The organism is Brakhagea baltica (assembly GCF_052161605.1).
GTDB lineage: Bacteria > Planctomycetota > Planctomycetia > Pirellulales > Pirellulaceae > JBKCUI01.
The window spans coordinates 2,379,932-2,405,665 of record NZ_CP197409.1; the positions used below are offsets into that span (position 1 = coordinate 2,379,932).

Genomic DNA, 25,734 nt, shown 5'->3' on the forward strand with positions numbered 1-25,734 from the left:
AAGGTTACTTGAGTGTCACAAACTGAATGGCCAGTGCATCGGACATTCGCATAGAGTCGCCTGTTTCTCGCAACGATAACTTGCGACCAAACAGATAGCCGACTTCAATCGATCGAATACCGAACTTGCCGGCCCCTCGGGCTAGCCCCAGCAATACCCGATAGTCGCGATACGTTACAACATCCTCCGCACCGCCGGGCAACTCAAAATCCCAAGTGCCCCCGCCAAGACGCCCCGCAACATAGAACATCCGCCCGCTAGGCAATGCGAACTGCACCTTGGGACGAGGAAATACCAAATCCAGCCGCGCATTGGGCATCAAGTCGCTGTGGTAGCTTAGGCCGACGACTGGCAATAGCTTTATGTCATCTCGGTGCAGGTAATCTATTCCCAAAACCCAGTCGACCTCGGGAGTTGCGTGCAGCATCCCTACAAGGTGTCCAGGAAAGAAGACCCCTTCTCTGGCACTTCCTTCAAAATCACTGTTCACTGTGACGGTCGCTGCGCCGTCGTAGGAAATGAACTCGGACAGCCTGCCCCGATTTTGGTAGCCCATGGAGAACTGATAGAGTCGCGATGGCAAGTCGATCTGTTGCGGTCCCGAGAGGAAATGAAATGCATAACCAAGGTTTATGCCCCCACCATAGCCGCTTGCCATGTAGGGCGAGGACTCCAGCGTAGTCATCCCAAACCGATCCCCCTTATCTGGAATGACCCCGAAAAGATTTTCACCGGATCGGTAGTTGGTGTAACGAAAATGCTCGGAGGGACGAATTTTTGGTAGACGGACGCGAGCCAGGGAGCCCTCGAAGAGGGAAGGGATCTCCAGATCCTCGGTTTCTTTGCCTAGGTTTGTGAAAAGCCCATTCGACTCACCTTGAGAGCCAACACCGTCGATCTGCACCAAGCGTCCGACCTGCGTGGCCTCGCTATCTCGAGAGACAAACTGCAGGTCTTCATAAGAACGCCCCATGTCTCGCGATTCATAGATCGGCGACCCAAGCCGTTCGCGAAGCGTTTCGATAGCAGGCAAACCCTCTGCGCATGCCACCAAGGTGGAGGCGAAAACAAAGCCGACAAGCTGAGAGAACGTCAGAAATGAAATTTGCATGATCCATTCGGAACGCGGAACCATCTCGATCTCCTTGAGCCCGACCATGGGGCGTCTCTTTCGATTATCGGGATTGTGCCATCTATACTAAAGAGAATTAAAATGAAGCAAGATCGACGATTGACAGCATTCTCGAGGAGACCCTCGAATCGATTACCCTTTTTGCGTAGGATTGAAGTAGATGTTTGCCCAAACCTCCGATTAACTGGATTAGAGGATTACCCGAATTCCCAATTCTGCCCCGCTACTGCTGATCGAAGAAATAAAATGCCGTACCTAAAAGCTGAACCTTGTATATGGCCAGACAACCTCCTCGACGTTGCCTGCGAGGGGTTGGGTAGCATTTCCACCGAGGAAAGCCAAGCCGCCATAGACTCCTTCTCGGAGCATAGCCCCCAGGAAGCGGGGGCCCAGGAGCTTGTAGCCTCTAATAGCATCTCCACAGTCGAAGCCGACGACTACGACTTGGTGAAGTGGTTCGCCATCTATACGAAGCCCCGCTTTGAGAAGAAACTGATGCGGCAGCTTTATGAGTCGCAGATTCCGTTCTATGGCCCGATGATTTCCCGCAGGTTTCGTTCGCCCAGCGGTAAGTTGCGTCTGAGTATTGAACCACTCTTTCCCAACTACGTTTTCCTCCATGGAACGGAGATACAGCGATATACGGCTGTTTGCACAGGCAGCGTTAGCCGCTGGATGCCCGTCATCAACCCAGCAGAATTGATAACCGATCTCAGGCAGATTCATAACCTGATTCTGACCGACGCACCGCTCGCCCCAGAACTCAGGTTGCAACCCGGCCAAAAAGTTCGCGTAAAGTCGGGGGTCTTTAAAGGGTTCGAGGGGGTCATCATCCGACGCGAGAATCAAGTGAGACTGCTGATCGCTGTCCGTTACATGGGACGAGGCGCCAGTGTCGCACTGGACGACTGCCAGCTCGAGGCAATCTAGATTTATTGCCGACTCCGAATGAAGCTTTGCTCTGGCACTGATCGCAGAACCCTTCTGGTATGTTCAGCTAGAAAAAGCTAGCCCCCCACAACTCACAGCTGGAAATTATCTTCGTCCTTTTGCTCAGCATAAATGGGCAGGTAACGGTAGTAGACCTCGAGGATCATGGTTGCCATACAAGTCGTGTAGAACCGCCCTCCCTCGCTCGTACTGTGTCCGTCCTCCCAATACCAACTTCCCGTCGAGGGACCGGATTGAACTTGCATGCCCAAAAGTTGGTCTCGCATTTTTTCGTTCCATCGATCCCATTGCTCTCCCCCCACCTGCTTCATAACTTGGGTAGCATAGTAGTTGTAATAAGTATTTGAGGCGCTCGGTCCAGATTTGTCAAACTTGGCAACGATCGCCTTAAAGGCCTCGTTATCCTTTGGGAGCCCTGAGTACATGCGACAAAGCAAAGCACATGCAGTGCAGCTCGGGTTGTAGCCAGCCCGCGAATTCACCGAATTAAAATCGTAGTGATAAGCGGTGCCTCCATCCCATGCCATTTGATCCAAAAAGAAATTGGCCTTGCGAACGACGTTAAGGTCCACCGGTATCCCAGCCATGGCTGCGCTCTTGAGAGCCATCATCTGCCAACCAACAATGGATGTGTCCCCTCGCCCTTTAGGACTGTAATGCCATCCCCCGGTTTCTGGATTCTGCGCATAGGTGAGAAAGTTGATTCCGGCCTGAGCGGCTTCTAGCAGTGCTAAATCTCTCGTCATCCCGTAGGCTTCGCACAACGCGATGGTTGCAATCCCGTGCGAGTACATATCATCGGGACCTTGGCCGGCCCCTCCCACATACCAACCGAGCTGCCCGCCATGTGGTTTTATGTTTCTTATCAAGAAGCTCAAACCACCGAAAACCGTTTCTTTGTATTCACCCTCGAGATGAGTTTGCCCGGCCCCAAGAAAACACATCAGAGCCAATCCGGTAGCGGCATTGACGCTTTGCACTCGTCGGCCGGGATTGTCGGGGCCGTGGGCCAAGGACCAGGCGCCGGTTTGCTTATTCTGTCGATCCGCTAACCATTTGAGAGCCATCGCCACAGCTTTCTCGGTCGCATCGCTGCCACCAAACTTTTTCAATAGATCCCGCTTGGCTTCTCGCGACCGACCTGTCATGGCGGCCTTGATCGCGTCATTAGCACTAACCGAAAGTCCACTGGTTGGGGCAAGACTCTGCGTCACACTTGGCAGACTTATAGCGGGTGCCGTGACCGCAATCTCAGGAATCGCCAAGGACGAGGTGTCGGGCAACGTCGTTTCGGAGACCGCAGCCGGGGCTGGGGATTCTGCCTCGACCGGCTCGAGGCTCTCGCTCGACATCGCGACCGATTCCGCAACATCCAAGGAGTCGGACGAATCGAGGGCATCCGAGGAGGTCAGCATCAGCCTGATCTCCTTTTGGATCGGCTCTAAATGAACCGCTGCCAGAGTCAGAATAGCTGCCGTGTGAACGAGCATGCTGATCAACCAGCTTGGCATCGTCTTGAGAAAGCCTCGTCCTCTACCCTCAGAGCCTCGAGTCAGAATCTCACTCAGTTCCTGCTGGTGCAAGGATTCGTAAGTTGCCGGCTGAACAGCGAACTTCCCTGCAATCGAAGCATCGACATTCTGGTCTATCGATTGCACCGGTCGATTGCTTGTCGCCATGGAAGTCTCTTGAAAGCGGAAAAATGCTATTTCGAACAAGGAACGCAAAAGGCCTGGACACGAGGGCGACCTGAGCACCTTTAGGGCCGGCTTTGTGGATCGCAACGTCGCAAAAAAGGGTTGCTGCGAATTCTGTCGACCCTTCTTATAGTAACCGTTTTCGACCCGATATTGTACTCAGGACAACCTATTTTCCGATCGCTTCATCTCGAACCAATTGCGTCCTGACTCATTGGTCTCCATACTTAGCCTCGAATTATCCCTTCTTAGCCATGAATGAGCGCGGTATTCCTCAGCGTTCGAAATCCTGGCGCCGCATCAAAAATCATCATGCGAAAACGAGTCGAGTTAAACCATCCTCTAGCCCACCATCACTTATCGATCCTAAGGGATAGAAATACGCCACCTCAGTTGTTTCGAGTGCAAATCCACCTGATTTCGATGCTCCTGGTGGCGGAGGCGACTCGAGATTTAACACTCAAAGAATGCCGGATCCAGACACCCATTGAGGAGACAGTTGGCCAAAAACTCTCGCAGAGGATATCAATTGTCCCGATTTTGCGTGCCGGGCTTGGGCTGGTCGACCCAATTCTCCAACTCTTGCCGGATGCCGAGGTCTGGCATTTGGGGATGTATCGGGACGAAACCACCGCGCTGCCTGTCGAATACTATTGCAAGCTTCCCAAGGACGATCCGGCCGATGTTGGAATCGTTCTCGATCCGATGCTCGCGACAGGTGGCAGCATCCGCGTGGCTATCGCCGCTCTGAAACGGTGGGGTGTACCCGATATTCGTGTTTTGAGTGTCATCGCTTCGGAGGATGGAATCGCCGCCTTGCACACGGAACATCCCGACGTTTCCGTTTTTGTCGCCACAGTTGACCCGGTCCTGAACGACAAGAAATTTATTGTTCCAGGGCTCGGCGATGCTGGAGATCGAATGTTCAACACCCGGCATTCATGAGTTAAACCGCGCAGATTGCCACTTATAAATTCGTGTGATCTCAATTAAATTAATGCGTTAGGTAGTAGCCGACTCCAGAAGAGGCTACACACCGGAGGCAGCTCCTCCGTTTTGTCCGTCTCGGGCTAAAGCCCTTCGGCTTTTAGGCCGAACGCGGGATTTTTGAGTCTTGCGATCCCCGCGTCTTGTTTGTTTGTCTGAAAAAGGTTTTTGTGATTAAGACTTTCTCTGAGCTCGCGCTCATTCCGGAAATTGCTTCCGCACTTCGGAAAATGAACTATTCCGAACCCACTCCCATCCAAGCGGGAGCGATCCCTCCTTTGCTTGAGGGCAGAGATCTTCTCGGCTGCGCCCAGACGGGAACAGGAAAGACCGCGGCGTTCGGCATACCCCTCATTCAGTTGCTTCACAACTCGGGAGAAAGGCCAGTACCGAACCATCCCCTCGCATTGATCCTGGCCCCGACCAGAGAACTGGTTAGCCAAATTTCTGAGAATCTCGGCCTCATCGGTAAACAAACCAGGATCCGCCACACCATGATTTATGGCGGCGTTGGTCAACGCCCGCAAATCGCTGCTCTCTCGCGAGGTGTACATATCTTGATCGCCACGCCAGGTCGTCTGCTGGATTTGGTCGGCCAAGGTTACTTGAACCTCACACAACTCAAGCACTTTGTCCTCGACGAAGCCGACCGTATGCTCGACCTGGGCTTTATGCCCGACATTCAGCGAATCGTGCGAATCCTGCCTCGCCAGCGGCAATCTATTTTCTTGTCTGCTACGATGCCACCTCCCATCGAAGCACTCGCAGCTACGCTGCTGCAAAAGCATGTGACCGTCATGGTAACGCCACCTGCGACCACGGCGGAAAAGGTCAAGCAACGAGTCATGCACATCGAGCGAAGCAACAAACGAAAGTTGCTCGATCTAATACTGACAGACCCTAAAGCGTCGCGAGTTTTGGTCTTTATGAAGACCAAGCACGGTGCAGACCGACTTTACAAATCGATGGCCCAGTGCGGACTATCCGCTGATGGAATTCACAGCGGTCGTTCGCAGAATGCTCGACAACGGGTCTTGAACGCGTTTCGCAACGGCGAGGTCAGGATCCTCATTTCCACAGACGTCGCAGCCCGGGGGATCGATGTCGATAATGTTTCTCACGTCATCAATTACGACGTTCCTCACGACCCGGACAGCTACGTACACCGAATTGGTAGAACGGCCCGCGCGGGTGCCAGTGGCGAGAGTATCACGTTCTGCGATAGCGACGAATATACGTGGCTACAGGAGATTGAAAAGCTGATCGGGCAATCGATACCTGTCGATACCGATCATCCTTTCCACGCACCTGATGTTGCGGATGAGGAGATACAATTCTTCACTCGCAAGCAGACTCGCCCAACCTCGGGCCGCGGGAAAGGGGCAAAATCCAAGTTCGACTCTGGCACACCGAAACGGGGTGAGGGAGCGAAGAGGTCGACTAAGTCGAAGCGGAGTCCCCGTGAACAAGCTGGAAAAGGCGCACAAATAGCGGCACAAATAGCGACGGACGGTGCAGCAAGTGCAACGACCAAATCGGCAGACGCTCAGAAGTCAGGAGCACGCAAGTTTGTTGCAACCCGCACCGAGTCGGGCGCAACGAACGAGCGGCGAGCAAGCTATGAAGGGCGCGAGGAACGAGGGCCAGCTAGAAAAAAGAAAAAGCCTTCGGTCAAGAGGCGTCGTTCGCTTAGCGGAAAAGTGAAGAAGATCAAACTCATGGACGCGCCACGGAAACCATCCAAGTTCAGTTCCAAACGCCGCTAGACGAGCAAGAATCTCGCTTGGGAACCAATATCGGTAAACCGCTTGGACATCTGGATTGCACATCAAACACCATTGCTGCACAAAACCCATTCGTAATGCTGAGTAACACCAGAACGCTGGATACCATGCGATTCTGCTCATGGAGCTGCCCAAAAAACTTCGATAATGGTTAGAACAGGGGTTCGTCGATACTTGAGCAATGGAGTTTTGGTAGCATGGGAAATTTTGAAACAATTCGCATCCTCGTTGTGGACGATGACGAAGCACAACTGTCGCTAATCAGTCGCTGGCTGCAGAAATTAATGGATGAGAGCATCGAGGTAATCGCGACTGCAAATGTCAATGAGGCCATTGGCCGTGCTGTTGCGGGTGAGATTGACATTTGCCTAACCGATCTAGATATGCCCGAAAGCAATGGAATTAAGCTGTTAAAAGCAATCAAGGATGCGAACCCCTTGACGCCGGTGATTTTGATGACGGCGGTTTCAAGCCGGAATGCTCTCGAATCTTCGCTTGCTTTCGGGGCCGCGGATTACTTTTTGAAGCCTCTCAGTTGGCAAGATCTACTTAATTCGGTCAAGTTCCAGATTGCACGACTTAGACGATACAAGCTGGACTTTCCTACATGAGATGATGATCCTGCATCATCTCATGTGAACGCCCATTTTTCTAAATCTCATTCAGTACAGACGGACGCTGCAGCGCCATACAATTGACTTGCTCAACCGGCCGTCGGGGCGGGATCTGTCGTGACCAGTGAAAGCAAATCTGCGAATCGTAAGATTTGCTCACGAAGTTCGCTTAACTCGACACCGGCTCGCAGTTGTTCCTCCAAAGCGCGGGCCGCATCTGTCAGGCTCGGAAAGCCATAGCCCCCACAGGCTCCTTTTAGCTGATGGATGATCCGGGTCAATCTCTCTAGGTCTCGATTCTCCAAGCAATCTGTCAAAGATTGTTGGCGGTAAGGAAGACTGTGCACAAACTCGCGAAGCAAGTCGGTGAAGTCTTCGTCCGTTGCAAATAGTGAATGGATCTTGTATTCGTTCGATTTATTCATTTCTCAATTTCCCTTATGACGGAATGAAAGCCACTAAAATTTATCGATACGCGGGCGATCAAAATGTCCGGGCATTGGAAGATGGCTCGTTCAAATGGACGAGCGTAAAGCATCACTTACTCCTCCGAGTCCATCAACAATGACTCCCCGGCTGTGGCGCTTTGCCCAGCGCGAGCAAGTCTCGACTAGCTGCTGACGATCTATAGGCTTGCTCACGTGTTCGTCACAGCCGGCTTCGATACACATCGCAGCATCGCTAGCCATAGCATTCGCCGTGAGGGCTAGGATCGGTAATTGACAACCTTTGGCACGCAAAAGTCTGGCTGCAGAATAGCCATCCATTTCAGGCATCTGCATATCAGTTAGGATCAAATCAAAACGGTTCGGACTCATAAGCGCTCCTTCAATAGTTCCATCGACCGTTAGTGCCTGTATCGCCTCTTTGCCATTGGGAACAACCGTCACGTCAGCCCCCGCTTTTCGCAGGTGAAAGGTTATGAGCTTTTGATTGTCGATTCCGTCTTCAGCAAGTAGGATCTTTACGCCAAAGAGGGGAGTGTCCTGGGGCGAAACCGAGCCAGAATCGTTATTCGCAGAACTTTGTCGAATCGATGCACTATCGTAAGGAATAACTATTTCCTTCAAAGGAAGTGTGAATTGGAATTCACTCCCTTTTCCATATGTGCTGCGGGCAGTTAAATCGCCTCCTAACATCAAAGCTAGCCGTTTGCTTATCTGCAGCCCGAGTCCACTGCCACCGAATCGACGTGTCATAGTCGCATCCGCTTGATAAAATGCAGAGAAGAGTCTTTCCAATTGATCTGGAGTCATTCCAATACCAGTGTCGCGTACAACGAATTCCATCTGAAGATTCGGAGAGGAGGAGGTGTTTACTTCGAGCACCACTTCTCCTTGTTCAGTGAATTTAATTGCATTACCGAGAAGGTTCATCAGAATCTGTCGAATGCGTGTTGGGTCACTTTGGATGGCCCTCGGTATCGAGGGGTGGATGTGAACTCGAAGATCAATTCGCCGGTCCAATGCCTTTACCTTCATCAGTGCGATTACCTCTTTGATGATCTGCTCAGGGTTGGTAACAATGGATTCGACCTCCATTTTGTCTGCTTCGATCTTAGAGATGTCGAGAATATCATTAATAATGGAGAGCAAATGCTCTCCATTCCTTTTGATCGTATTTACGTACTCGATGCAATGAGTAGGCTTGTTGGGACTGGCAATTTCGTCAGCTAGTAAGTCTGCATATCCTAATATAGCTGTCATGGGTGTTCTGATCTCATGGCTCATATTTGCAAGAAACTGACTTTTCGCATCACTAGCAGCTTGAGCCTGCACCTTTGCGTTCTTCAAGGCTGTTATGTCGGTTCTAATAGCAAAGTAGCCTCGTATCTTTCCTTCGTGACTCAATAGCGGAGCAATCGTAGTAGCAACCCAATAGAGACGCCCATCTTTGGTTTTATTGCATATCTCCCCATGCCACGATTGCTTATTGGCAACCAGTTTAAAGACATTCCTCCAAAATTGTTTCGAATGCGTTCCTGAGTTTAGAATTCGATGGTTTTGGTTGATGAGTTCATTTCTAGAATATCCACTTATCTCGCAAAACTGATCATTTGCATAGAGAATTCGACCTGTCATATCGGTCTCCGCTACAATGGCGTGACGATCGACAATGGAACGATACATGTCTAGGTATCGCAAGGTTTCTTTCCGATCTGAAATGTCACGGACACTTGCTAGAAGAACAGGTTCGCCATCAAGCTCTAGCTTCGACACTAGTATCTCGGCAGGGAAGATTGTCCCGTCGACTCTCTCAAGATTCCATTCGAAACAGATATTTTGTGCTTCATGTGTTTGGGCGGGTGGCTCCGACTCTGGCGACTCCTGCGACTTGACTGTGTCCAGCCAGTCTGGATTTGCACTGTAAGCGTTTATATTCAATGAGCGTGTTGTCGACGACATTCCAGACAATTCGAAAGAGTATAAGAGAGCTTTGAATTTCCATAGATATGCGAGTTGATCTTTTGAAGAGATACCGAATATCCCAAGTGCCTTTTTATTGCAATCCAAAAAGTTCCCCTCGCTTAGAAGTAGGATTGCATCACTGCTTCCATCGAACACTGCCTGAACACGACTCGCATACGCTTGGGCTTTTCTTTCAGAGTCGACTCTATCAGTAATGTCTTCTGTGGAAACCACGGCATTGATTTTACCATCCCTCGTGCATGCCGTTGCAACCGATCGAAGCCATCGCTTGTTTTTCTGCGGGCAGTAAGGATACTCAATTTCGAAGCAGGGTATTTTGCCATTTAGTACCTGCTTGAAGCCTGAAATGACTTCTTTGCATGTAGATGGGGTCAACAGATCTGAGGAGTCAAGGATTCGGAACAGATTCGGATTGTCCATATCTGTAGGAAGATAGGACATCAGCGACATTTGAAACTCAATCCACCTTTTGTTTGCCTTGATGACATGCCCTTGTTGATCAATGATAGCCACCTTTGAGGTGAGAGCATCTAACGTCGATAATAAGACATCTTGCTCTTCGCGAATCTTTGACTCAATTTTTTTAAGTTCACTTATGTCTGTCTCCACCGCCATGAAGCCGACTACATTGCCCGTTTGGTCATTCAGCGTTTGTAGATTGATTTCGAGCCAATATTCACGCCCCGATTTGGCACGATTTTGAAGCTGGCAATTGATGGAAGTGCGTGAGCGAATCGCTCGGCGTATCTTGTCTATAATCGCTGGATCGGTCTTCTCGTACTGCAATAGATCTCCTGGTTTTTTCCCGATTGCTTCCTCAAAAGTGTAATCCGTGATCCGCGTGAATCCGGCATTCACCCATTCGATACGTCCATCGATATCAGTGATGATAACCGCATTGCTCGTCCGTTCCGCTATAACTGCCAATCGATGTTTCTCAGTCGTAATTCGTGAGAGCTCTTTGGATTTTGTTCGGACATCATAGATTACAAACTGAGTCAGGATGATCAGGCACCCTATAAATATGATGCCGAATGAAACGAATGTCACTCTTTGGAGCTTTTGGGAGCTTTCAACAAACAGCTGCCTGGTTCGGCCGACAATCTCGCCTATCTTTTGTGAGAATTGCTCTGTCTTGTTGCTGAGCCCTATTTGGCGTTCCACGTGATTTTGAAAGGGATCGCCACGCTTTGAGAAATGGGTTTCAATGGAATCAAGGATCTCGTCGCGGAGTTGTGAGGAGGTCTTCAACGAGGTTGCAAGCGGGTTGCTCTTATGCGATGAGAACTCCAAAAGTCTATTATTGAGTAACTCTCCTTCGACTCGGATTCGTTCTACTTTTTCGCTTAGCTCGATTGATGGAATGGCGTTGTCTATCGAATCTTCGGTTTCGATACCAACCAGTACTGCGATTTGAAACACCTGAGAGCGTTGGCGTTCGGCAAGATTAACCGTTTCTGCAAGGTCGATATTGTTTTCCGATGCGTGATACGCAAAGTACTCTAAGGCTAGGACAGAAAATCCGATTAGAAAGAAAACTACAAAAAAAGAACGGTTCAGATTCGAGACGGATTCGACGAACCTGGATTGGATTTCTGCAAAGGTAGGGCCTCTTTCGAGCCAGGCATCGGCCATTTAGCTTTTCGACTCCCATTGGTACCATAACGACTCAGACGCGACGATTCACTTTTTCTCTGGCGAAGGGGGCAAACTTCGTTACGATGGAGCATCGGCTGTGAATCTTCGCAATCAGTCCATTTATCGCAGCGAGCCCCGTTTTTGCATTCTTTGCACAGCCACCTTGGCATGTAATGAAAAAGTTTGATCTTCTCCAGCCAATTCGGCTAGCCAAACCAAATCAGCTAGGCGGGATATCCAGAAGAATCGAGCACCAACCCGAGAGACGATGTGCAAAAAGGGAACTAATTCTAAAGTGCTGGGATGCGACCTACTTACAACCTTACCTTTTTGCAAGCTAAGGAATATCGGTTTGAGCCCAATATCGATTGGCCAGGATGGTTTGCATCGAACGTTCATGCGTTAGAATATCGGTTCCATTAACCCAGTAAGGCTCCAGGAATGCACGGACAGCAACTTCGTTTTTTCAACCGTCACGGACAGAGTAGAGCTGCGATTTTCTTCGCGGTCTTTCTGGGTCTGCTACCATTTTTTCCAATGGGAATACATGCCCAGGAATGGCAAATTACCCAACATGCTCCTGAATCAAGTTTGCGAGGGATCGTACCCATAAACGACAATATCGCATGGGCATGTGGAAGTATGGGCACAGTGCTGCGGCTTTCCGATCGAGGGGCTAAAGCCACTATTCGCAAAGTGCCGGGGTTAGAACAAAGCGATTTCCGATCTATTTTTGCTTGGGATGCCTCACGATGTATTGTGGCAACTGCGGGCAAACCCGCTTGTATCGCGAAAACAGTTGACGGAGGGGTTACATGGAGAATCGTCTTTCGCAGCAACCTTTCCGAGACGTTCATCAACGGAATGAAGTTCATTGATAATCAACGAGGCATAGCCTTTGGTGATCCCATCCAAGATCGCTTGGAGATCTTCATCACGGTCGACGAAGGCTCCACCTGGATCGAGTTGCCACCCGATCGTTGTCCCATCGTGGAACCGGGAGAGGCGGGCTTTGCTGCGAGCAACAGCAGCATTGCAATCTACGATGAACGGGTCTGGATTGGTTTGGGAGGGAGAAATGGTATGGCTAGGGTACTACATTGTGCTATTTCAGATTTTCGATTTGGTAACTCTAACGAATGGAATTGGGAATCGATTGAAGTTGCTCCGATTAGGAGCGGTCCGTCGAGTGGAATTTTTTCTATCGCTCTGACTGACAATATCAGCTGGACGGTCGGTGGGAATCACCAACAAACCAACGGTCGCGACATGATTGCGGCCTTCAGTACGGATCGTGGTATCACATGGAAGAAGCCAACGTCATTGCCGCTGGGATTCCGCTCCAGCGTGGCATCGATTCCCAATCGACGTACTTGGATTGCGGTTGGCCCATCTGGAACCGACATCTCCAGGGATGGTCGTACATGGGAAGCGTTGAACAGTACTGGGTTTCACAGCGTCGTGACCACAAGTGCTGGTGCTATTTGGGCGTGTGGATCTGAAGGCAGAATTGGTCGCTTATCTCTGCCCTAGCTCGTGTCCGAAAAAAGGATAATTGTCTCGCCGGTCCAAAATGAACGGCTCAAAAAATCTGTATCTGCAACGGCTAACCTAGAGAAAGGAGTGCGGTGACAAGGGCTCGTTTGGTAATCAAGTTAGGTGGGTCAATTCTCTACTCGCAGCCAAATTGGCCACGAATGCTTCGACGGCTCATTGCGCAGCACGATTCGGCTGCGATCTCGCTGTTGGTCGGTGGTGGCGATATCGTGGAGGGAGTGCGATCGTTACACAAAGTCTACCCAAACTTGGACCAAGCCGCACTGCATTGGCACTGTGTAAACCTATTGAATACAACCTGCGAAATCGCTGCACAGTTGTTACCCGTCGATGGCGTCGTTCAAAGTTACGAGGATTTCGGAAGGTGGACCGGGGAGTCCCGTCCACTCACACGATGGGTCAAGGCTTCTTCCTTTTACTCTCCTGCAAACCTTGAAGATACGATTCCTCAACTACGTCTGGCGACTGATTGGAGCACAACCACTGATGCCCTGGCTGTATTGCTGGGAATCAAATGGCATGCTTCTCATGTTCTACTTCTCAAGAGTTGTGATGTGGACCAAGCGTGGAGTCTCGAGCAAGCTGCCGCGCTGGGGGTTATCGATTCCGAAACGCCTCGCATTGCTAAGCACTTCACGACTGGTTCGATTTCTCTAATCCCCTTTTTCGAGCCCGCACCACACCTCCCCAACGTAGTGGATCTCGTTAAGGAACCCCCACTCACCCAATAACCCCAAAGGGATGAGCATTCTGTATTTCTCGTCCAACAGCAAGCAGAATCGATTCGCTAAACATCTTGCCCGTGAGCACAACCGTATTGGGACGCTGGCGTCCCTCTGTATCGAATTTGGAATCAGGCGCACTAGGTTGTTCGGCATTGCTATCGTCGGCAGTTCTTCTAGTAGGCTCTACGCCGTAAGCCACAACCAAGCTTGGATGGCCGGTCAAATTCATTCGAGATAGGTTCCCATCCCCGACGAGTAAGTCAACGCTCGCCAAGTGAGTCTCGGTATCTTGGATCAAGGCAACTCGCTCTCTCATGCCGTGCAAATAATCGATCGCACGAACCCATTGCGCCCCGCGGTAGGAGGGCCCCCATTTGCCTAGTTCGCGATCTTCTGAGACAGTTCGAAACAATTGGTCATGAACCGAAGCCGCTTCAACCGACAGGGCATCCAACATGGCGATGGTAGGGGATTTTTCGAACTTGATTGTAACCAACTCCGCCCCTTGGTTTTCAAGCCATTCGGCAATGTAACGTTCCGCCCGCGATGGACGTTCGGTGACTCCCACTTTGAGTCCTTTGAGAGAAATATCAATAGGCCACTCAAATCCCCTTTCTACGACCGTTGGGTCTCGCTGGTCAACACCCAATAATTCGTTAAATACGACCGCACAGTCTTCAACTCGATTGGCGATCGGTCCGATTTTGTCCATCGACCAAGCTAGCGTCATACAGCCCGCTCGACTCACTCGCCCGAAAGTAGGACGCAAACCACTTGTCGCACACACACGAGTGGGAGAGACTATGCTTCCCAACGTTTCTGAACCCAACGCGAACGGACACAATCGGGCTGCCACGGCAGACGCGCTCCCGGCGGAGGAGCCTGAACTCCCTTGATTTGTGTTCCATGGATTCTTGGTTGTCCCACCAAACCATTCGTCCCCCCATGCCATGGTCCCCACACTCAGCTTGGCCAGCAGAATGGCGCCTGCTTTCTCCAGCTTTTCATAGACTGTGGCTGGCACCGACCACTCCCTATCCTCGTAGCGTCCAACCCCCCATGTGGTTGGCATCCCCGGCACAGCAATAATGTCCTTGGCCCCCCACGGGATACCATGCAGCACCCCACGATCTTTTTCCTCACGTAATTCCTGGTCCATACGCTTTGCAGAATCGATCGCGTTCTCGTGAAAGTTCACTACGCACAGCAGCGACTGATTGGCTACTCTCAATCGATCTAAGTAGAACTGTGTGATTTGCTCCGACGTGATAATTCCCTTTCGAATCCCGAGTGCCAGTTGTGGTATGGACCACTCGAGAATGTCGCTGATCTTGGTAAGTTCCGGCAAATCGACCATCTTTTTCCAGTCGCTGGAGCCTGCGGAGCTTGGGTACTCCGAGTCCGATGACTCCACGAAGAATGCTGGCAAGAACGCGAGAGGCATCGGCACGTCCTCACGGGGCGGGTTCTTGCGAAGCGGCTTTAAGCCTCGCAATCGTCGGGTCAATTCCTTGGCGACTTCCTCGCATTGCTCTCTCGTGAGATTCGCATCAACGATCCAGCTCGCTTGTTCGACCTGCTCGGCAGTCACAATACCATTGGCAGTCAGACCGTCGTCCTGGGCAATGATTGCTCTCTGGATGGCGGGGGAAAGAGACACGCTGCCGACCGTGCCGCCAGCAAAAATAGACATCAATGCCTGTCGTCGTTTCATCAAGTCACCTGTTGTCAACGAGCACTACTAACTATAAAAGCACCCAAGGGTGCGGTAACGAGCCAAAAATATCGCTCACCGCTCGCGATTATAGTCAGACAAGCAACAAGCTTGTTCGGCATAAATTCGGAAATAGTCAATCAACATGTATGGCCGTCAAGTGGAATGATCCACCGCTTAGAACGAGGCCGGCGAGTCCAACCGCGACAATCTCCCCTGGGCAAAACTTCTAGCTGAGCGGCAATTGAAAAGAGACTGGCCGACTTCGTATTGCCTCACGGGATACCATCAAGAACCGATAAAATTCCCGTCGCTGTCGTAGCGAACCAAGGCGAAATAAAGAAACACCACCAACAGCATCGGCAAACCGCAAAGCATTATCGGCGTCAAAAAAATAGACATTCCAACGGAGACGCCAGCGCAGATCACCCAGAGCCACCAAGTCTCTCGAAAGAAAACAGAAAATCTCTTCATGCTTTAGGCAGCCGATCTAAGCGGTAATGTAGGGAATGGGGAGCAATGTCGACCAGTTTTCATTTTACGATCGCCCCTGACTTGGTCCCAATTATCTAATGGCCTCGACCGCCCGCAATGCTAAAATGACCTAGACCCAGTCCTAAAGTAGAAGAATAGAAGACGGATTCTTTTTCAGAATCTGTTCGGTAACTTGTTGTGATTTGGAGGTTTCTCATGACTAGCATGCGTCTCGGCAACCTAAACTTACGAGAGTGCGGAATCGTTCGCCCGAGAAGTTCCTGTTCCTCAGGCTTTCCGGCCATTCTTGGCTATTGCATTTTCGCACTGACTCTGCTCGGTTTGATTTTCCCCGTCCGAGGAGGACCGGCCGAAATCGGAGTTCAAACGACTAATGACGACATGGGCTCCCAGAAAAAGGACCTTGAAACCATTACCCTAGGAGGGGGCTGTTTTTGGTGCGTCGAGGCTGTCTTTCAGAGGCTCGACGGAGTCATGTCAGTCGTGTCAGGCTACACGGGAGGGACCCTCCCCAACCCTACTTACGAAACCATCAAGTTTGGAGGCCATGCAGAGGTTGTACAAGTCTCCTTTGACCCGAGTGTAGTATCGCTAGAGCAAGTCTTCATCGTTTTTCTAAAGACGCATGATCCGACGAGTTGGCACAAGCAAGGCCCCGATATCGGACCTCAGTATCGCTCCGCTATTTTCTATCACACAGAAGAACAGAAAGAGGTTGCCGAGAAGATCATCAAAAAATTCACCGAGGAGCGAGTCTACAGGAAACCGATCGTTACCGAGATAACTCAGTTGGGAGTCTTCTATCGTGCCGAAGAATACCATCAGAACTACTACAATCGAAACCGAAACCAGCAATACTGCTACACGGTCGTGCGGGACAAGGTGAACAAATTCGAACGGCTGTTCAAAGAGTACTCCGTTACGAACAAGAAGAAGCAACCCGATAAGAAACAGGACGCAAAGAAGAATGAAGAGGCCAATAAAGAAATCGATTCACGCGGAAAGTAAGATTCCGATACATTTCTGTCCGAGGGCATAACTTCGCAATCGGGAATCATTCACCCTACAGCCCGCGAGCACCACTAGTCGGCGTTACTTTCCCTGCCAGGCCTACAAAGGGAGTTTGTTGCACGCTCGCTTTGTGGTTATGCTAGAATGGTGTCTTTTTTATCGCTGCCTAGGAGAAGTTTCATTGATGATAGGGTTCCCTAACCAGACGCCGCAGGTTTCGGTGAATCTACCGCGTCTGTGGCTCATATTTCTGTGCTTTGCATGGTGCCCTAGTCTGCTAGGCGGTGATTCCCAAGAAGTCTCCTTTCGTAACGATGTTTTGCCAATACTCTCCGAACGTTGCTTCGCTTGTCATGGCTTTGATGCCGAGTCTCGGCAGGGGGGGATTCGCCTGGACACCTTTGAGGGGGCAACAGCTGAGGGGGATTCGGGTGAGATTGCCATTATGCCTGGCAATCCTGAGGAGAGCGAAATTCTACGGCGAGTGCGTAGCTCTGATGAAGATGAGGTGATGCCTCCTCACCACCTCGGCAAATCTCTCACCGCAAAACAAATTGATATTCTCGAACGATGGATCGCAGGGGGGGCAGCTTACGAAGCTCACTGGGCGTTCGAAGCCCCGACTGCGGTGGAACCACCAGAGTTAGAAAACCTCTCCCACCCGATCGACCGTTTCATTCAAGCAAAGCTTTCCGAACAAGCCATTGCACCTTCCCCTAGGGCATCGGCCTCAGTACTTATCCGACGGGTCTATCTCGATTTGCTGGGGTTGCTCCCAAGCCCCGAGGAAGTTCAAGCTTTTCAAAAGGATTATCAAGCGGACCCAGACCTAGCCTACAACAATCTGTGTCGCGCGTTGCTAGGCAGCCCACACTACGGAGAACGCTGGGGCCGATGGTGGCTGGATCAAGCTCGTTACGCAGACAGCAATGGCTATTCCATTGACTCACCTCGCGAGATTTGGTCCTACCGAGATTGGGTGGTAAACGCATTCAACAAGGATATGCCGTTTGACCAATTTACCATTGAGCAATTAGCTGGCGATTTGCTTCCTGACGCGACACAATCGCAAAAGATAGCGACCGGCTTTCATCGCAATACGCAGATCAACGAAGAAGGTGGAATTGATCCAGAGCAGTTTCGAATTGATAGCGTGTTCGATCGAGTTGCGACCACCGGCTCGGTATGGCTAGGACTGACCGTTGGCTGCTGTCAATGCCATGATCATAAATTCGATCCCATCAGCCAGAAGGAATACTTCGAGCTGTTCGCATTTTTCAACAACCAAAACGAACCTTCCATGCGAGTCTATCGCGAAGGAACCAACGTGCCCGAACTGAAAAACCAACTCGCGAACGCAGAAACGGAGATCGATGCTTACGTGGATCAACGTCGAGCAGGTTTGGAATCCTGGGAACAAGGTCTGACGGGGGAGGAACGCAAGAAACAACCGGGCTCGATTCAAGCGATCCTTAAGAAAGAAATTAGCAAACGATCCAAAGGAGATCTGAGGGACCTCTACAATCATAGTAATGGAAAGCTAGACGAGGAGTTTCAGGCTAAATTCCAAGCCTACCAGAAGCTCAGCAGCGAGGTTCGCGGTGAGACATCGACCCTCGTTCTTGAAGAGCGCAAAGACCCTCGCAAGACCCATGTTTACATCAAAGGGGATTTTACGCGTCCCGACGAAGAGGTGGGCTGCGGTACACCCAGCATACTGCATCCTTTGCGTGCAGCGTCGGACAATCCGAACCGGCTTGATTTAGCCAGATGGATTGTGGATCACGAGAATCCTATCACCGCACGAGTCATCGTGAATCGCGTGTGGCAGCAGTACTTCGGACGAGGATTGGTAGAAACAGAAAGCGACTTCGGCACGTTAGGGACTGTCCCTACTCATCCTGAGTTGCTCGATTGGCTGGCTTTAGATTTCCAACGAGACTGGAGCTTGAAGCGATTGCACAAACTGATTCTGTCGTCGCACACATACCAGCAGAGTTCTGATTTTCGATCCGATTTGGTCGAAGTTGATCCGAATAATTATCTTCTGGCCAAGCAGCAACGCTTGCGATTAGACGCAGAGATTGTTCGCGATGTCGCCCTGTCAGCGAGCGGGTTGCTTGCTCCGAAACTGGGTGGGCCCCCAGTGTTTCCCCCCATCCCGGACGGCGTCATGAATCTTGGCCAAGTCAAGCGGGCTTGGAAGGTGAGCACCGGGGAGGATCGCTATCGACGTGCTCTCTATACCTTTGTTTATCGAGCGACACCCCCTCCCTCATTGAGCGTTTTCGATGCACCTGAAGGACTGAGTACTTGCACAAGAAGGGCGAGGAGCAATACACCGCTCCAAGCCTTAACTTTGCTAAACGACGCAGGCTTTTACGAGTTTGCAGAAAGTCTAGCCAAAATCATTGAACGCGATGGGCTGGAGATAGCGTTCCAACGCTGCTTATCCCGCGAGCCAGCCATTGATGAGTTAGAGGTGTTGAGAAAGCTTGAGCCACTTAGCGCCGCGAGAGTGCTACTGAACTTAGACGAAACCATGACCCGAGAGTAGTTACGGAACGAGGATCGAAACAGATGATGAATAACCAAGATGACCTCGTAAGCATGTCGCGCAGGTACTTGTTCCGTCAATGCGGAATAGGTGTAGGCGCTATGGCTCTCGGTACCTTACTCGGCAAAGATGGACTCGCCAGCGAGCTCACCAATAACGCCATGTCTCCCAAGCCACCCCATTTTCCTGCCAAGGCGAAGAGTATCATTTTTTTATTCATGGCGGGTGGACCGTCGCAACTGGAGATGCTCGACTACAAGCCCAAACTCTACGATCTCAACGACCAGCCGATCCCACAAAGCTACATTGAGGGAAAGCGTTTTGCGTTTATGGATAGCAGCCACCGCATCAATCTGCTGGCCCCTAAACGCCAGTTCTTTCAGTACGGTGACAATGGCACTTGGGTAAGCGATCTGCTTCCGTACACAGCCAAAATCGTGGATGACATCACGATTGTAAAAACCTGCAAGACAGATTTGTTCAATCATGCACCTGCCAAGCTCTTCATGAATTGCGGAACGGGTCTATTCGGTCGACCCAGCATGGGTGCCTGGGTCACCTACGGACTGGGCAGCGAGTGCCAAGATCTGCCCGGATTCGTTGTTCTGCAAAGCGGACCGCGAGGTCCCCGAGGTGGTTCGGTTCTATGGGGTAGTGGCATGCTCCCCACCAGTTATCAAGGAGTCCCGCTGCGGAATCAGGGGGATCCGATTTTGAATTTGTCGAATCCCACAGGTGTTGATCCGATGATGCAAAGACGCGTGGTCGATTCCGTCAAAGAACTCAATGCCAAGCGTCTTCTGCGGACGGGAGATCCCGAAATCATGACCCGAATCAATGCCTACGAGATGGCCTTTCAGATGCAAACCAGTGCGCCGGAGTTGATGGCGACGGAATCCGAGTCTCAGGAAACGCTCGACTTATACGGTATCAAAGATCCCAAAGAGACCACATTCGCGAGAAATTGCTTGCTGGCGAGGCGGCTTGTGGAGCGAGGAGTCCGATTCATACAGTTGTATCATACGAATTGGGATCATCACGGCGGTCCCACGGAGAACTTGGAAAAGCATCTTCCAGAAGTTTCACGAGACATCGATCAAGCGTCAGCTGCATTGGTTTTAGACTTAAAGCGACGTGGCATGCTGGAGGATACGATCGTCGTCTGGGGAGGGGAGTTTGGGCGAACCCCGATGGGTGAAGTGCGTGAGTCGACCGGTCGCAACCATCATATCGATGCCTTTACGATGTGGTTTGCTGGTGGTGGTTTCAAGAGCGGTTGTGTCTATGGTGAGACGGATGAACTAGGTTTTGCTCCGATTGAGAACCCGTGTCACGTCCGAGATATCCACGCCACGTTATTGCATCAATTGGGCCTGGACCATCATCGTCTTTCCGTAAAGTTTCAAGGGCTCGATGTCAAGCTAACAGGAGTCGAAGAGGCCCATGTGCTGAAGGATATTCTCGCATAGGTGTAAACCTGGTGGGATATAGTGTTCAATGAACGTCGATTAGTGTTCCCATCAAAACGGCCAACGGCATCGAAACGAATGTCCGATAGTTTCTCCTGATTTTGCACTAATTCCGTCAAAAGTCGAAAAAAACAAGCTGAATACTATACAGACTCAGTTCGGTCAAAACTTTCTCCATCCTGAGGCGAAAGGAATGCTGCCTGCTATTTCGTAAACAAATATCCGACTGCAAAGATCCCTCCAGCCAGCCCCATGCAAATGGGCAGCGTCAGGATCCATGCCATCGCAATCTTCTTGACCGTGGCCGATTGGATCCCGCTCTTATTGGCAGCCATCGTTCCTGCTACCCCGCTAGAAAGTACGTGTGTCGTGCTGACCGGAAGCTTGTAGTAAGTCGCCAAGCAAATAGTAACGGCTGCGATCAACTCTGCCGTCATCCCTTGAGCATACGTAAGGTGCGATTTACCAATCTTCTCTGCGACAGTTACCACGATCCGTTTGTATCCGATCATAGTCCCAACGCCCAAGCAAAGTGCCGTCATGAAAATCACCCAGAGTGGCACGTACTGCACTGCACTATCTAGCACCTTCACTTCAGCTTTACTCCCCACCGAAACAAGCTTAGCCGCGTCGTCCGTATCTGGTATCTTCAATTTGCTCAGTCGCGTGATCGACTGTCGAACAACCCAGCGATCGTCTGCCGCTAACTGCGAGAAAGAAGCGAGCCCCTGAAGCTTTTCATCCAAGACTTCAAAATCTGTTGAAGTCCCTTTGTCAGACGCCTTCGTAATCAGCTTTGACATTTCCGCTTCTGGCAACCGATCTTTGATGGCATGGGCCGCATCGAGTACTTGAGCCGGCGAGACACTCTTCTCATTGGGATGTAACGCATAAAGAGAAGGCATAAATCCAATCAGAACCAACATCAAGAGCCCCATACCTTTTTGCCCGTCGTTGGATCCGTGAAAGAAGCTAACTCCTCCGCAAGTCAGCCGAATCGCCCATTTGATCCAGCCCGGTGGGACGTCTCCATCAATCGGCGGTTCGTAGAGGCGAGGTTCACGAACCAGCGCCTTCATCAAGAGCAACAAACCACCCGCCAACAGGAATCCAATCAAGGGTGAGAGCAACAATGCGAGCCCGGTATCGGTTGCTTTGTCCCAGCGGACGCCGCTTAAATCACCTTCGCTCAACAATCCGTGTGCAATCCCCACCCCGATGATGGAACCAATGAGCGTGTGCGAACTGGAGACAGGTAGGCCGACATACCAAGTACCGAGATTCCAAATAACGGATGAAGAGAGCATCGCGATCACCATAACTAACGCCAGTTGTGGCGAGCTGTCCACCAGCTTCTCTACCGGCAGCAAATTCACAATTCCAAAGGCGAGACCAGTCCCCCCGAGCAAGACCCCTAGAAAGTTCAAAAAGCCAGAGTACACCACTGCGTGATTGGCTTTCATGCTGCGAGTATAAATGACCGTCGTAACAGCGTTTGCTGTGTCATGAAAGCCGTTTATAAACTCGAACCCAAAGGCTATCAGGAGGGCAACAAAAAGAAATACCAGCGACAGGATCGGCAGTTGCGAGGCTGTTTCCCAGAAGGACATACGTATTCTCATCAGCGACGGTCGACAGTAATTTCACCTCGCTACGAAATGACATCAATCACTGCCTCTTTCCAAGGCAAGATGGTAAACGATATGCCAGTCGTGTCTATTGCTTACCCACCCCCCTCCCCCCCTAAAAAATCATTAAGAAATGGTTAAGATACTCCCTCCAAGCGTAGTGGGTTTGAACTGGAGAGGTCTCAACGGCTATTTTCTTGGACGGAAAACCCTCGGACTTTGCAGTAAAAACCCCACAGCCCACGGTAGAACACCTCAATAAACACCAGAAATCCCTCGCTTTTGCTTGCGATGAGCCAGTCGAGTCTCCGATCAAGATCGCTTGCCGATCGCTAGCTGGTGTACAATTCGCTCACACATCCTCTCAAAACGTGACCTTGGCGTCTTCGCAGCCTTCCCTACACAATATCTAACATCCAGCACCATGGGCCATTCGTACTCCGGCATCATCCCCCCCCTCGTCACCCCCCTCAAATCGCGAGATCAGATCGATCGCGACGGTCTCGAACGCCTACTAGACCACGTTATTGGTGGAGGCGTCCATGGCATCTTTGTCCTGGGAACCACGGGAGAGGCCCCCAGTCTCAGCTACCGACTACGTCGCGAGCTGGTGACATTAGTAATGAAACAAGTGGCTGGTCGAGTCCCCGTCTTGGTCGGAGTGACGGACACCTCCTATGTCGAATCGGTCGACCTCGCCCGACATGCCCAGGAGTCCGGAGCTGACGCGGTTGTCCTTTCCACACCCTATTACTTTCCAGCTGGACAAACCGAGCTGCTCAGCTTCATGGAACATTTGCTGGTCGATTTGCCACTGCCACTGGTTATCTATAACATGCCCAGCCTGACCAAAGTCTGGTTCGAGATCGACACCATCGTCAAGCTCGCTCATCACCCAAAGATCATTGGCATCAAAGATAGTAGCGGTGACATGAACTACTTTGAACAAGCTGTTGCGCTCAAGAAGATTCGCCCCGACTGGTTTGTTATGATGGGACCAGAAGCGATGCTAGTCCCCTCTTTGGAAAAGGGTGGAGATGGCGGAGTTAACGGCGGTGCCAATGTTATGCCGAAACTCTTTGTCGAGTGCTACCAAGCGTATGCAAGTGGCAATCTGAATCGAGCTGCGGAACTGAACGCCTTGATTCAGACATGGCAGTACGTTTACGAGATCGGCAAATACGCTTCGAGACACATCAAGGCGACCAAGTGCAGTCTCTCCATCCTCGGGATTTGCGACGACTTTATGGCGGAACCATTTAATCGATTTCTACCACCAGAACGCTTGCGAGTAGATGGGATTCTTAAATCGGTCATGGAGGAACTGAAAGGGTTGGTTGCGACATGAAACTCCTAAGAGATGGCTTTAGCGACTTAGCGATACGTGCGGTATCTGTCGCAATGCTTTTTGCATGTTACCCTTGCGCGTTGCAGCCATCTTATGGACAAGAGCTTAAGCCACTAGAGTATAACAACCCAGGTTTGGTCGTAGACTTGGGGGTTGGGCTTTGGGCATGGCCGATCCCTTGGGACGTCGACCAAGATGGTGACATGGACTTGATTGTCTCTTGCCCCGACAAACCTTCTAACGGAGTATGGTACTTTGAAAATCGGCAGGGGGACACCAAGCTGCCTGTGTTCGAACCTGCCAAAAAATTAAGTGGCACTGTTCACTATGTCATGCCCAGCTACGTCGATGATGGTGTTCGCATCTTGTCACCAGGAGTCGAATACGATCGTTTTTTGTCGGTCGGCATAGACTCAAAGAAAAAGCTCCCGATCGAGCCTGCGTTTCACAAGCCATTGGGAACACAACCCAAGGGCCCAAAGGTGCGTCACAACCAGTGGCGGTATGTGGATTTTAACGGCGATGGACGCCTGGATCTGACCGTTGGCATTGAGGATTGGAGCGACTACGGCTGGGACGATGCCTGGGACGCGCGTGGCAACTGGACCAACGGGCCATTACACGGCTGGATCTACGTTTTTATCAACAAGGGGACAACCGAGCAGCCCCAGTACGATGCTCCGTTCCGTTTGCAAGCTGCCGGAAAGGATCTCGAAGTTTACGGCTGTCCGTCTCAGAACTTCGAAGACTTTGATAATGACGGAGACTTAGATTTAATCTGCGGGGAGTTTCTGGATGGCTTCACCTACTTCGAAAATATAGGGAGCCGCCATGAACCGATCTATGCCGAGGGGGTAACCATTAGGGCTCGCGATGGGCAGCCATTAAAGATGGATTTGCAAATGATTGTGCCGATTGCCTTCGACTGGGACCGCGATGGGGATTTTGATTTGATTGTCGGCGACGAAGATGGGCGGGTTGCTTTTGTCGAGAACATTGGACTTGTCGGCGGTAAACCGACCTTTGAAGCGCCGGTCTACTTTCAGCAATACGCCGACACCCTCAAATGCGGTGCCTTAGCCACACCGGTTGGAGTTGACTGGGATGGGGATGGTGATATCGACATCGTCTGCGGGAATACAGCTGGCTATATCGAATACTTTGAAAACCTGAGCGGTCCAGGAGTGTTTCCGCCCAAATGGGCTAGACCGGTGCGGCTCGATTCCGAAGGAGAAACGTTTCGCGTCATGGCTGGCCCCAACGGCAGCATCCAAGGGCCGGCAGAAGCCAAGTGGGGCTATACGACTTTGAGCGTTGCCGACTGGGATCACGATGGATTGCAAGACATTGTATTCAACTCCATCCTGGGAAAAGTATCCTGGATGAAGAACACAGGATCCGTGGGTTCTCCTAAGCTGTCGAAACCGATGCCGATTGAAGTCGAGTGGGTCGACGACCAGCCCGAATTGGCTTGGGGGTGGCTCAAGCCGACAGGCAAGGAGTTACTGACGCAATGGCGTACGACTCCGTGCGTCTTTGATGTGAACCGGGACGGACGAAACGACTTAGTGATGCTCGATCACGAAGGATACTTGGCGGTCTTTGAGCGTTACGAACAAGACGGAGTCTTGCGTTTGCGAGCGCCAGCGCGACGGATTTTAGAGCAAAATGGTGCGCCGATGCGTTTAAATGCAGGTGAAGCTGGCAGGAGCGGGCGTCGCAAGCTTTCCATAACCGACTGGAATGGAGATGGGTTGTTTGATTTGTTATTGAATTCGGCGAATGCGGATCTATGGGTACAGACGGCGGAGCGATCGGGAGCTTGGCACATGCAACGGATTGGACCACTCAACGAGCGAAACATCGAGGGTCACGATGTTAGTCCAACGACGGTAGATTTTGACGGGGACGGCATCCCCGACTTCCTAGGCGGTGCCGAAGACGGCCGCCTTTACTATCTTAAAAACCCAAGAAGCAGTCAGTAGAGTCTAAAAGTTC

The 25,734-nt window shown here is 51.1% G+C and carries 18 protein-coding genes; 11 read left to right on the forward strand and 7 right to left on the reverse strand.

Annotation, left to right across the window (positions count from 1 at the left end; genetic code table 11):
• Positions 1–4: 4 nt before the first annotated feature.
• The gene (locus tag SH449x_RS08760) at positions 5–1,111 is read right to left on the reverse strand and encodes a hypothetical protein (protein WP_482380958.1); all 1,107 of its coding nucleotides are present in this window, start codon (positions 1,109–1,111) and stop codon (positions 5–7) included.
• Between the two features lie 267 nt (positions 1,112–1,378).
• On the opposite strand from SH449x_RS08760, the gene SH449x_RS08765 reads away from it, so the two are divergent.
• Positions 1,379–2,062, forward strand: coding sequence for a transcription termination/antitermination NusG family protein (locus SH449x_RS08765; RefSeq protein ID WP_482380959.1), 684 nt, complete (start codon positions 1,379–1,381; stop codon positions 2,060–2,062).
• Between the two features lie 92 nt (positions 2,063–2,154).
• Here SH449x_RS08765 and SH449x_RS08770 read toward each other — a convergent pair whose 3' ends face one another.
• Positions 2,155–3,762 (reverse strand): prenyltransferase/squalene oxidase repeat-containing protein, encoded by a 1,608-nt coding sequence (locus SH449x_RS08770; protein ID WP_482380960.1) that lies wholly within the window; start codon positions 3,760–3,762, stop codon positions 2,155–2,157.
• A 276-nt stretch (positions 3,763–4,038) separates the two neighbouring features.
• Between SH449x_RS08770 and upp the strand changes: the two genes are divergently transcribed.
• From upp to SH449x_RS08785, 3 genes are all read left to right on the forward strand, one after another.
• On the forward strand, positions 4,039–4,725 hold the full coding sequence (gene upp, locus SH449x_RS08775) for a uracil phosphoribosyltransferase (protein WP_482380961.1): 687 nt from the start codon (positions 4,039–4,041) through the stop codon (positions 4,723–4,725).
• 272 nt (positions 4,726–4,997) lie between these two features.
• Positions 4,998–6,533, forward strand: coding sequence for a DEAD/DEAH box helicase (locus SH449x_RS08780; RefSeq protein WP_482380962.1), 1,536 nt, complete (start codon positions 4,998–5,000; stop codon positions 6,531–6,533).
• A gap of 215 nt (positions 6,534–6,748) precedes the next feature.
• Positions 6,749–7,162, forward strand: coding sequence for a response regulator (locus tag SH449x_RS08785; RefSeq protein WP_482380963.1), 414 nt, complete (start codon positions 6,749–6,751; stop codon positions 7,160–7,162).
• A gap of 92 nt (positions 7,163–7,254) precedes the next feature.
• Here SH449x_RS08785 and SH449x_RS08790 read toward each other — a convergent pair whose 3' ends face one another.
• On the reverse strand, positions 7,255–7,590 hold the full coding sequence (locus SH449x_RS08790; RefSeq protein WP_482380964.1) for an Hpt domain-containing protein: 336 nt from the start codon (positions 7,588–7,590) through the stop codon (positions 7,255–7,257).
• 90 nt (positions 7,591–7,680) lie between these two features.
• Positions 7,681–11,229 (reverse strand): PAS domain-containing hybrid sensor histidine kinase/response regulator, encoded by a 3,549-nt coding sequence (locus SH449x_RS08795; RefSeq protein WP_482380965.1) that lies wholly within the window; start codon positions 11,227–11,229, stop codon positions 7,681–7,683.
• Positions 11,230–11,769: 540 nt separating this feature from the next.
• Between SH449x_RS08795 and SH449x_RS08800 the strand changes: the two genes are divergently transcribed.
• Complete coding sequence (locus tag SH449x_RS08800) at positions 11,770–12,765, forward strand: hypothetical protein (RefSeq protein WP_482380966.1); 996 nt, start codon at positions 11,770–11,772, stop codon at positions 12,763–12,765.
• Positions 12,766–12,929: 164 nt separating this feature from the next.
• The gene (locus tag SH449x_RS08805; protein WP_482380967.1) at positions 12,930–13,520 is read left to right on the forward strand and encodes a hypothetical protein; all 591 of its coding nucleotides are present in this window, start codon (positions 12,930–12,932) and stop codon (positions 13,518–13,520) included.
• Here the strand turns inward: SH449x_RS08805 and SH449x_RS08810 are convergent.
• Positions 13,510–15,228, reverse strand: coding sequence for an amidase (locus tag SH449x_RS08810; protein ID WP_482380968.1), 1,719 nt, complete (start codon positions 15,226–15,228; stop codon positions 13,510–13,512). The two genes, SH449x_RS08805 and SH449x_RS08810, sit on opposite strands and share 11 nt — an antisense overlap.
• A 288-nt stretch (positions 15,229–15,516) precedes the next feature.
• The gene (locus tag SH449x_RS08815; protein ID WP_482380969.1) at positions 15,517–15,702 is read right to left on the reverse strand and encodes a hypothetical protein; all 186 of its coding nucleotides are present in this window, start codon (positions 15,700–15,702) and stop codon (positions 15,517–15,519) included.
• A gap of 216 nt (positions 15,703–15,918) precedes the next feature.
• On the opposite strand from SH449x_RS08815, the gene msrA reads away from it, so the two are divergent.
• The 3 genes from msrA to SH449x_RS08830 all read left to right on the forward strand — a co-directional run bounded on the left by msrA (position 15,919) and on the right by SH449x_RS08830 (position 20,760).
• Entirely contained in the window at positions 15,919–16,731 is an 813-nt protein-coding gene (gene msrA, locus SH449x_RS08820; RefSeq protein WP_482380970.1) for a peptide-methionine (S)-S-oxide reductase MsrA, read from the forward strand.
• A 187-nt stretch (positions 16,732–16,918) separates the two neighbouring features.
• Positions 16,919–19,291, forward strand: coding sequence for a PSD1 and planctomycete cytochrome C domain-containing protein (locus tag SH449x_RS08825; RefSeq protein ID WP_482380971.1), 2,373 nt, complete (start codon positions 16,919–16,921; stop codon positions 19,289–19,291).
• A 23-nt stretch (positions 19,292–19,314) separates the two neighbouring features.
• Positions 19,315–20,760 carry a DUF1501 domain-containing protein gene (locus tag SH449x_RS08830; protein WP_482380972.1) on the forward strand — a complete coding sequence of 482 codons (1,446 nt, stop codon included), beginning with the start codon at positions 19,315–19,317 and terminating at the stop codon, positions 20,758–20,760.
• A gap of 203 nt (positions 20,761–20,963) precedes the next feature.
• Here the strand turns inward: SH449x_RS08830 and SH449x_RS08835 are convergent, their stop codons facing one another.
• Positions 20,964–22,382 (reverse strand): inorganic phosphate transporter, encoded by a 1,419-nt coding sequence (locus SH449x_RS08835; protein WP_482380973.1) that lies wholly within the window; start codon positions 22,380–22,382, stop codon positions 20,964–20,966.
• A gap of 430 nt (positions 22,383–22,812) precedes the next feature.
• Between SH449x_RS08835 and SH449x_RS08840 the strand changes: the two genes are divergently transcribed.
• Both SH449x_RS08840 and SH449x_RS08845 read left to right on the forward strand, forming a co-directional pair.
• Positions 22,813–23,736 carry a dihydrodipicolinate synthase family protein gene (locus SH449x_RS08840; RefSeq protein WP_482380974.1) on the forward strand — a complete coding sequence of 308 codons (924 nt, stop codon included), beginning with the start codon at positions 22,813–22,815 and terminating at the stop codon, positions 23,734–23,736.
• Positions 23,733–25,721: an FG-GAP repeat domain-containing protein gene (locus SH449x_RS08845; RefSeq protein WP_482380975.1), complete on the forward strand. Its 1,989-nt coding sequence runs from the start codon at positions 23,733–23,735 to the stop codon at positions 25,719–25,721. Before SH449x_RS08840 ends, SH449x_RS08845 begins: the two co-directional genes overlap by 4 nt.
• Positions 25,722–25,734 lie beyond the last annotated feature (13 nt).

Coding starts and splice junctions, on each gene's coding strand:
- upp (WP_482380961.1), top strand. CDS start 4,039: ATGAGCGCGGTATTCCTCAGCGTTCGAAATCCTGGCGCCGCATCAAAA.
- SH449x_RS08825 (WP_482380971.1), top strand. CDS start 16,919: ATGATAGGGTTCCCTAACCAGACGCCGCAGGTTTCGGTGAATCTACCG.
- SH449x_RS08840 (WP_482380974.1), top strand. CDS start 22,813: ATGGGCCATTCGTACTCCGGCATCATCCCCCCCCTCGTCACCCCCCTC.
- SH449x_RS08810 (WP_482380968.1), bottom strand. CDS start 15,228: ATGAAACGACGACAGGCATTGATGTCTATTTTTGCTGGCGGCACGGTC.
- SH449x_RS08795 (WP_482380965.1), bottom strand. CDS start 11,229: ATGGCCGATGCCTGGCTCGAAAGAGGCCCTACCTTTGCAGAAATCCAA.
- SH449x_RS08805 (WP_482380967.1), top strand. CDS start 12,930: ATGCTTCGACGGCTCATTGCGCAGCACGATTCGGCTGCGATCTCGCTG.
- SH449x_RS08845 (WP_482380975.1), top strand. CDS start 23,733: ATGAAACTCCTAAGAGATGGCTTTAGCGACTTAGCGATACGTGCGGTA.
- SH449x_RS08785 (WP_482380963.1), top strand. CDS start 6,749: ATGGGAAATTTTGAAACAATTCGCATCCTCGTTGTGGACGATGACGAA.
- SH449x_RS08765 (WP_482380959.1), top strand. CDS start 1,379: ATGCCGTACCTAAAAGCTGAACCTTGTATATGGCCAGACAACCTCCTC.
- msrA (WP_482380970.1), top strand. CDS start 15,919: ATGACTAGCATGCGTCTCGGCAACCTAAACTTACGAGAGTGCGGAATC.
- SH449x_RS08835 (WP_482380973.1), bottom strand. CDS start 22,382: ATGAGAATACGTATGTCCTTCTGGGAAACAGCCTCGCAACTGCCGATC.
- SH449x_RS08780 (WP_482380962.1), top strand. CDS start 4,998: ATGAACTATTCCGAACCCACTCCCATCCAAGCGGGAGCGATCCCTCCT.
- SH449x_RS08790 (WP_482380964.1), bottom strand. CDS start 7,590: ATGAATAAATCGAACGAATACAAGATCCATTCACTATTTGCAACGGAC.
- SH449x_RS08800 (WP_482380966.1), top strand. CDS start 11,770: ATGGGAATACATGCCCAGGAATGGCAAATTACCCAACATGCTCCTGAA.
- SH449x_RS08760 (WP_482380958.1), bottom strand. CDS start 1,111: ATGCAAATTTCATTTCTGACGTTCTCTCAGCTTGTCGGCTTTGTTTTC.
- SH449x_RS08770 (WP_482380960.1), bottom strand. CDS start 3,762: ATGGCGACAAGCAATCGACCGGTGCAATCGATAGACCAGAATGTCGAT.
- SH449x_RS08815 (WP_482380969.1), bottom strand. CDS start 15,702: ATGAAGAGATTTTCTGTTTTCTTTCGAGAGACTTGGTGGCTCTGGGTG.
- SH449x_RS08830 (WP_482380972.1), top strand. CDS start 19,315: ATGATGAATAACCAAGATGACCTCGTAAGCATGTCGCGCAGGTACTTG.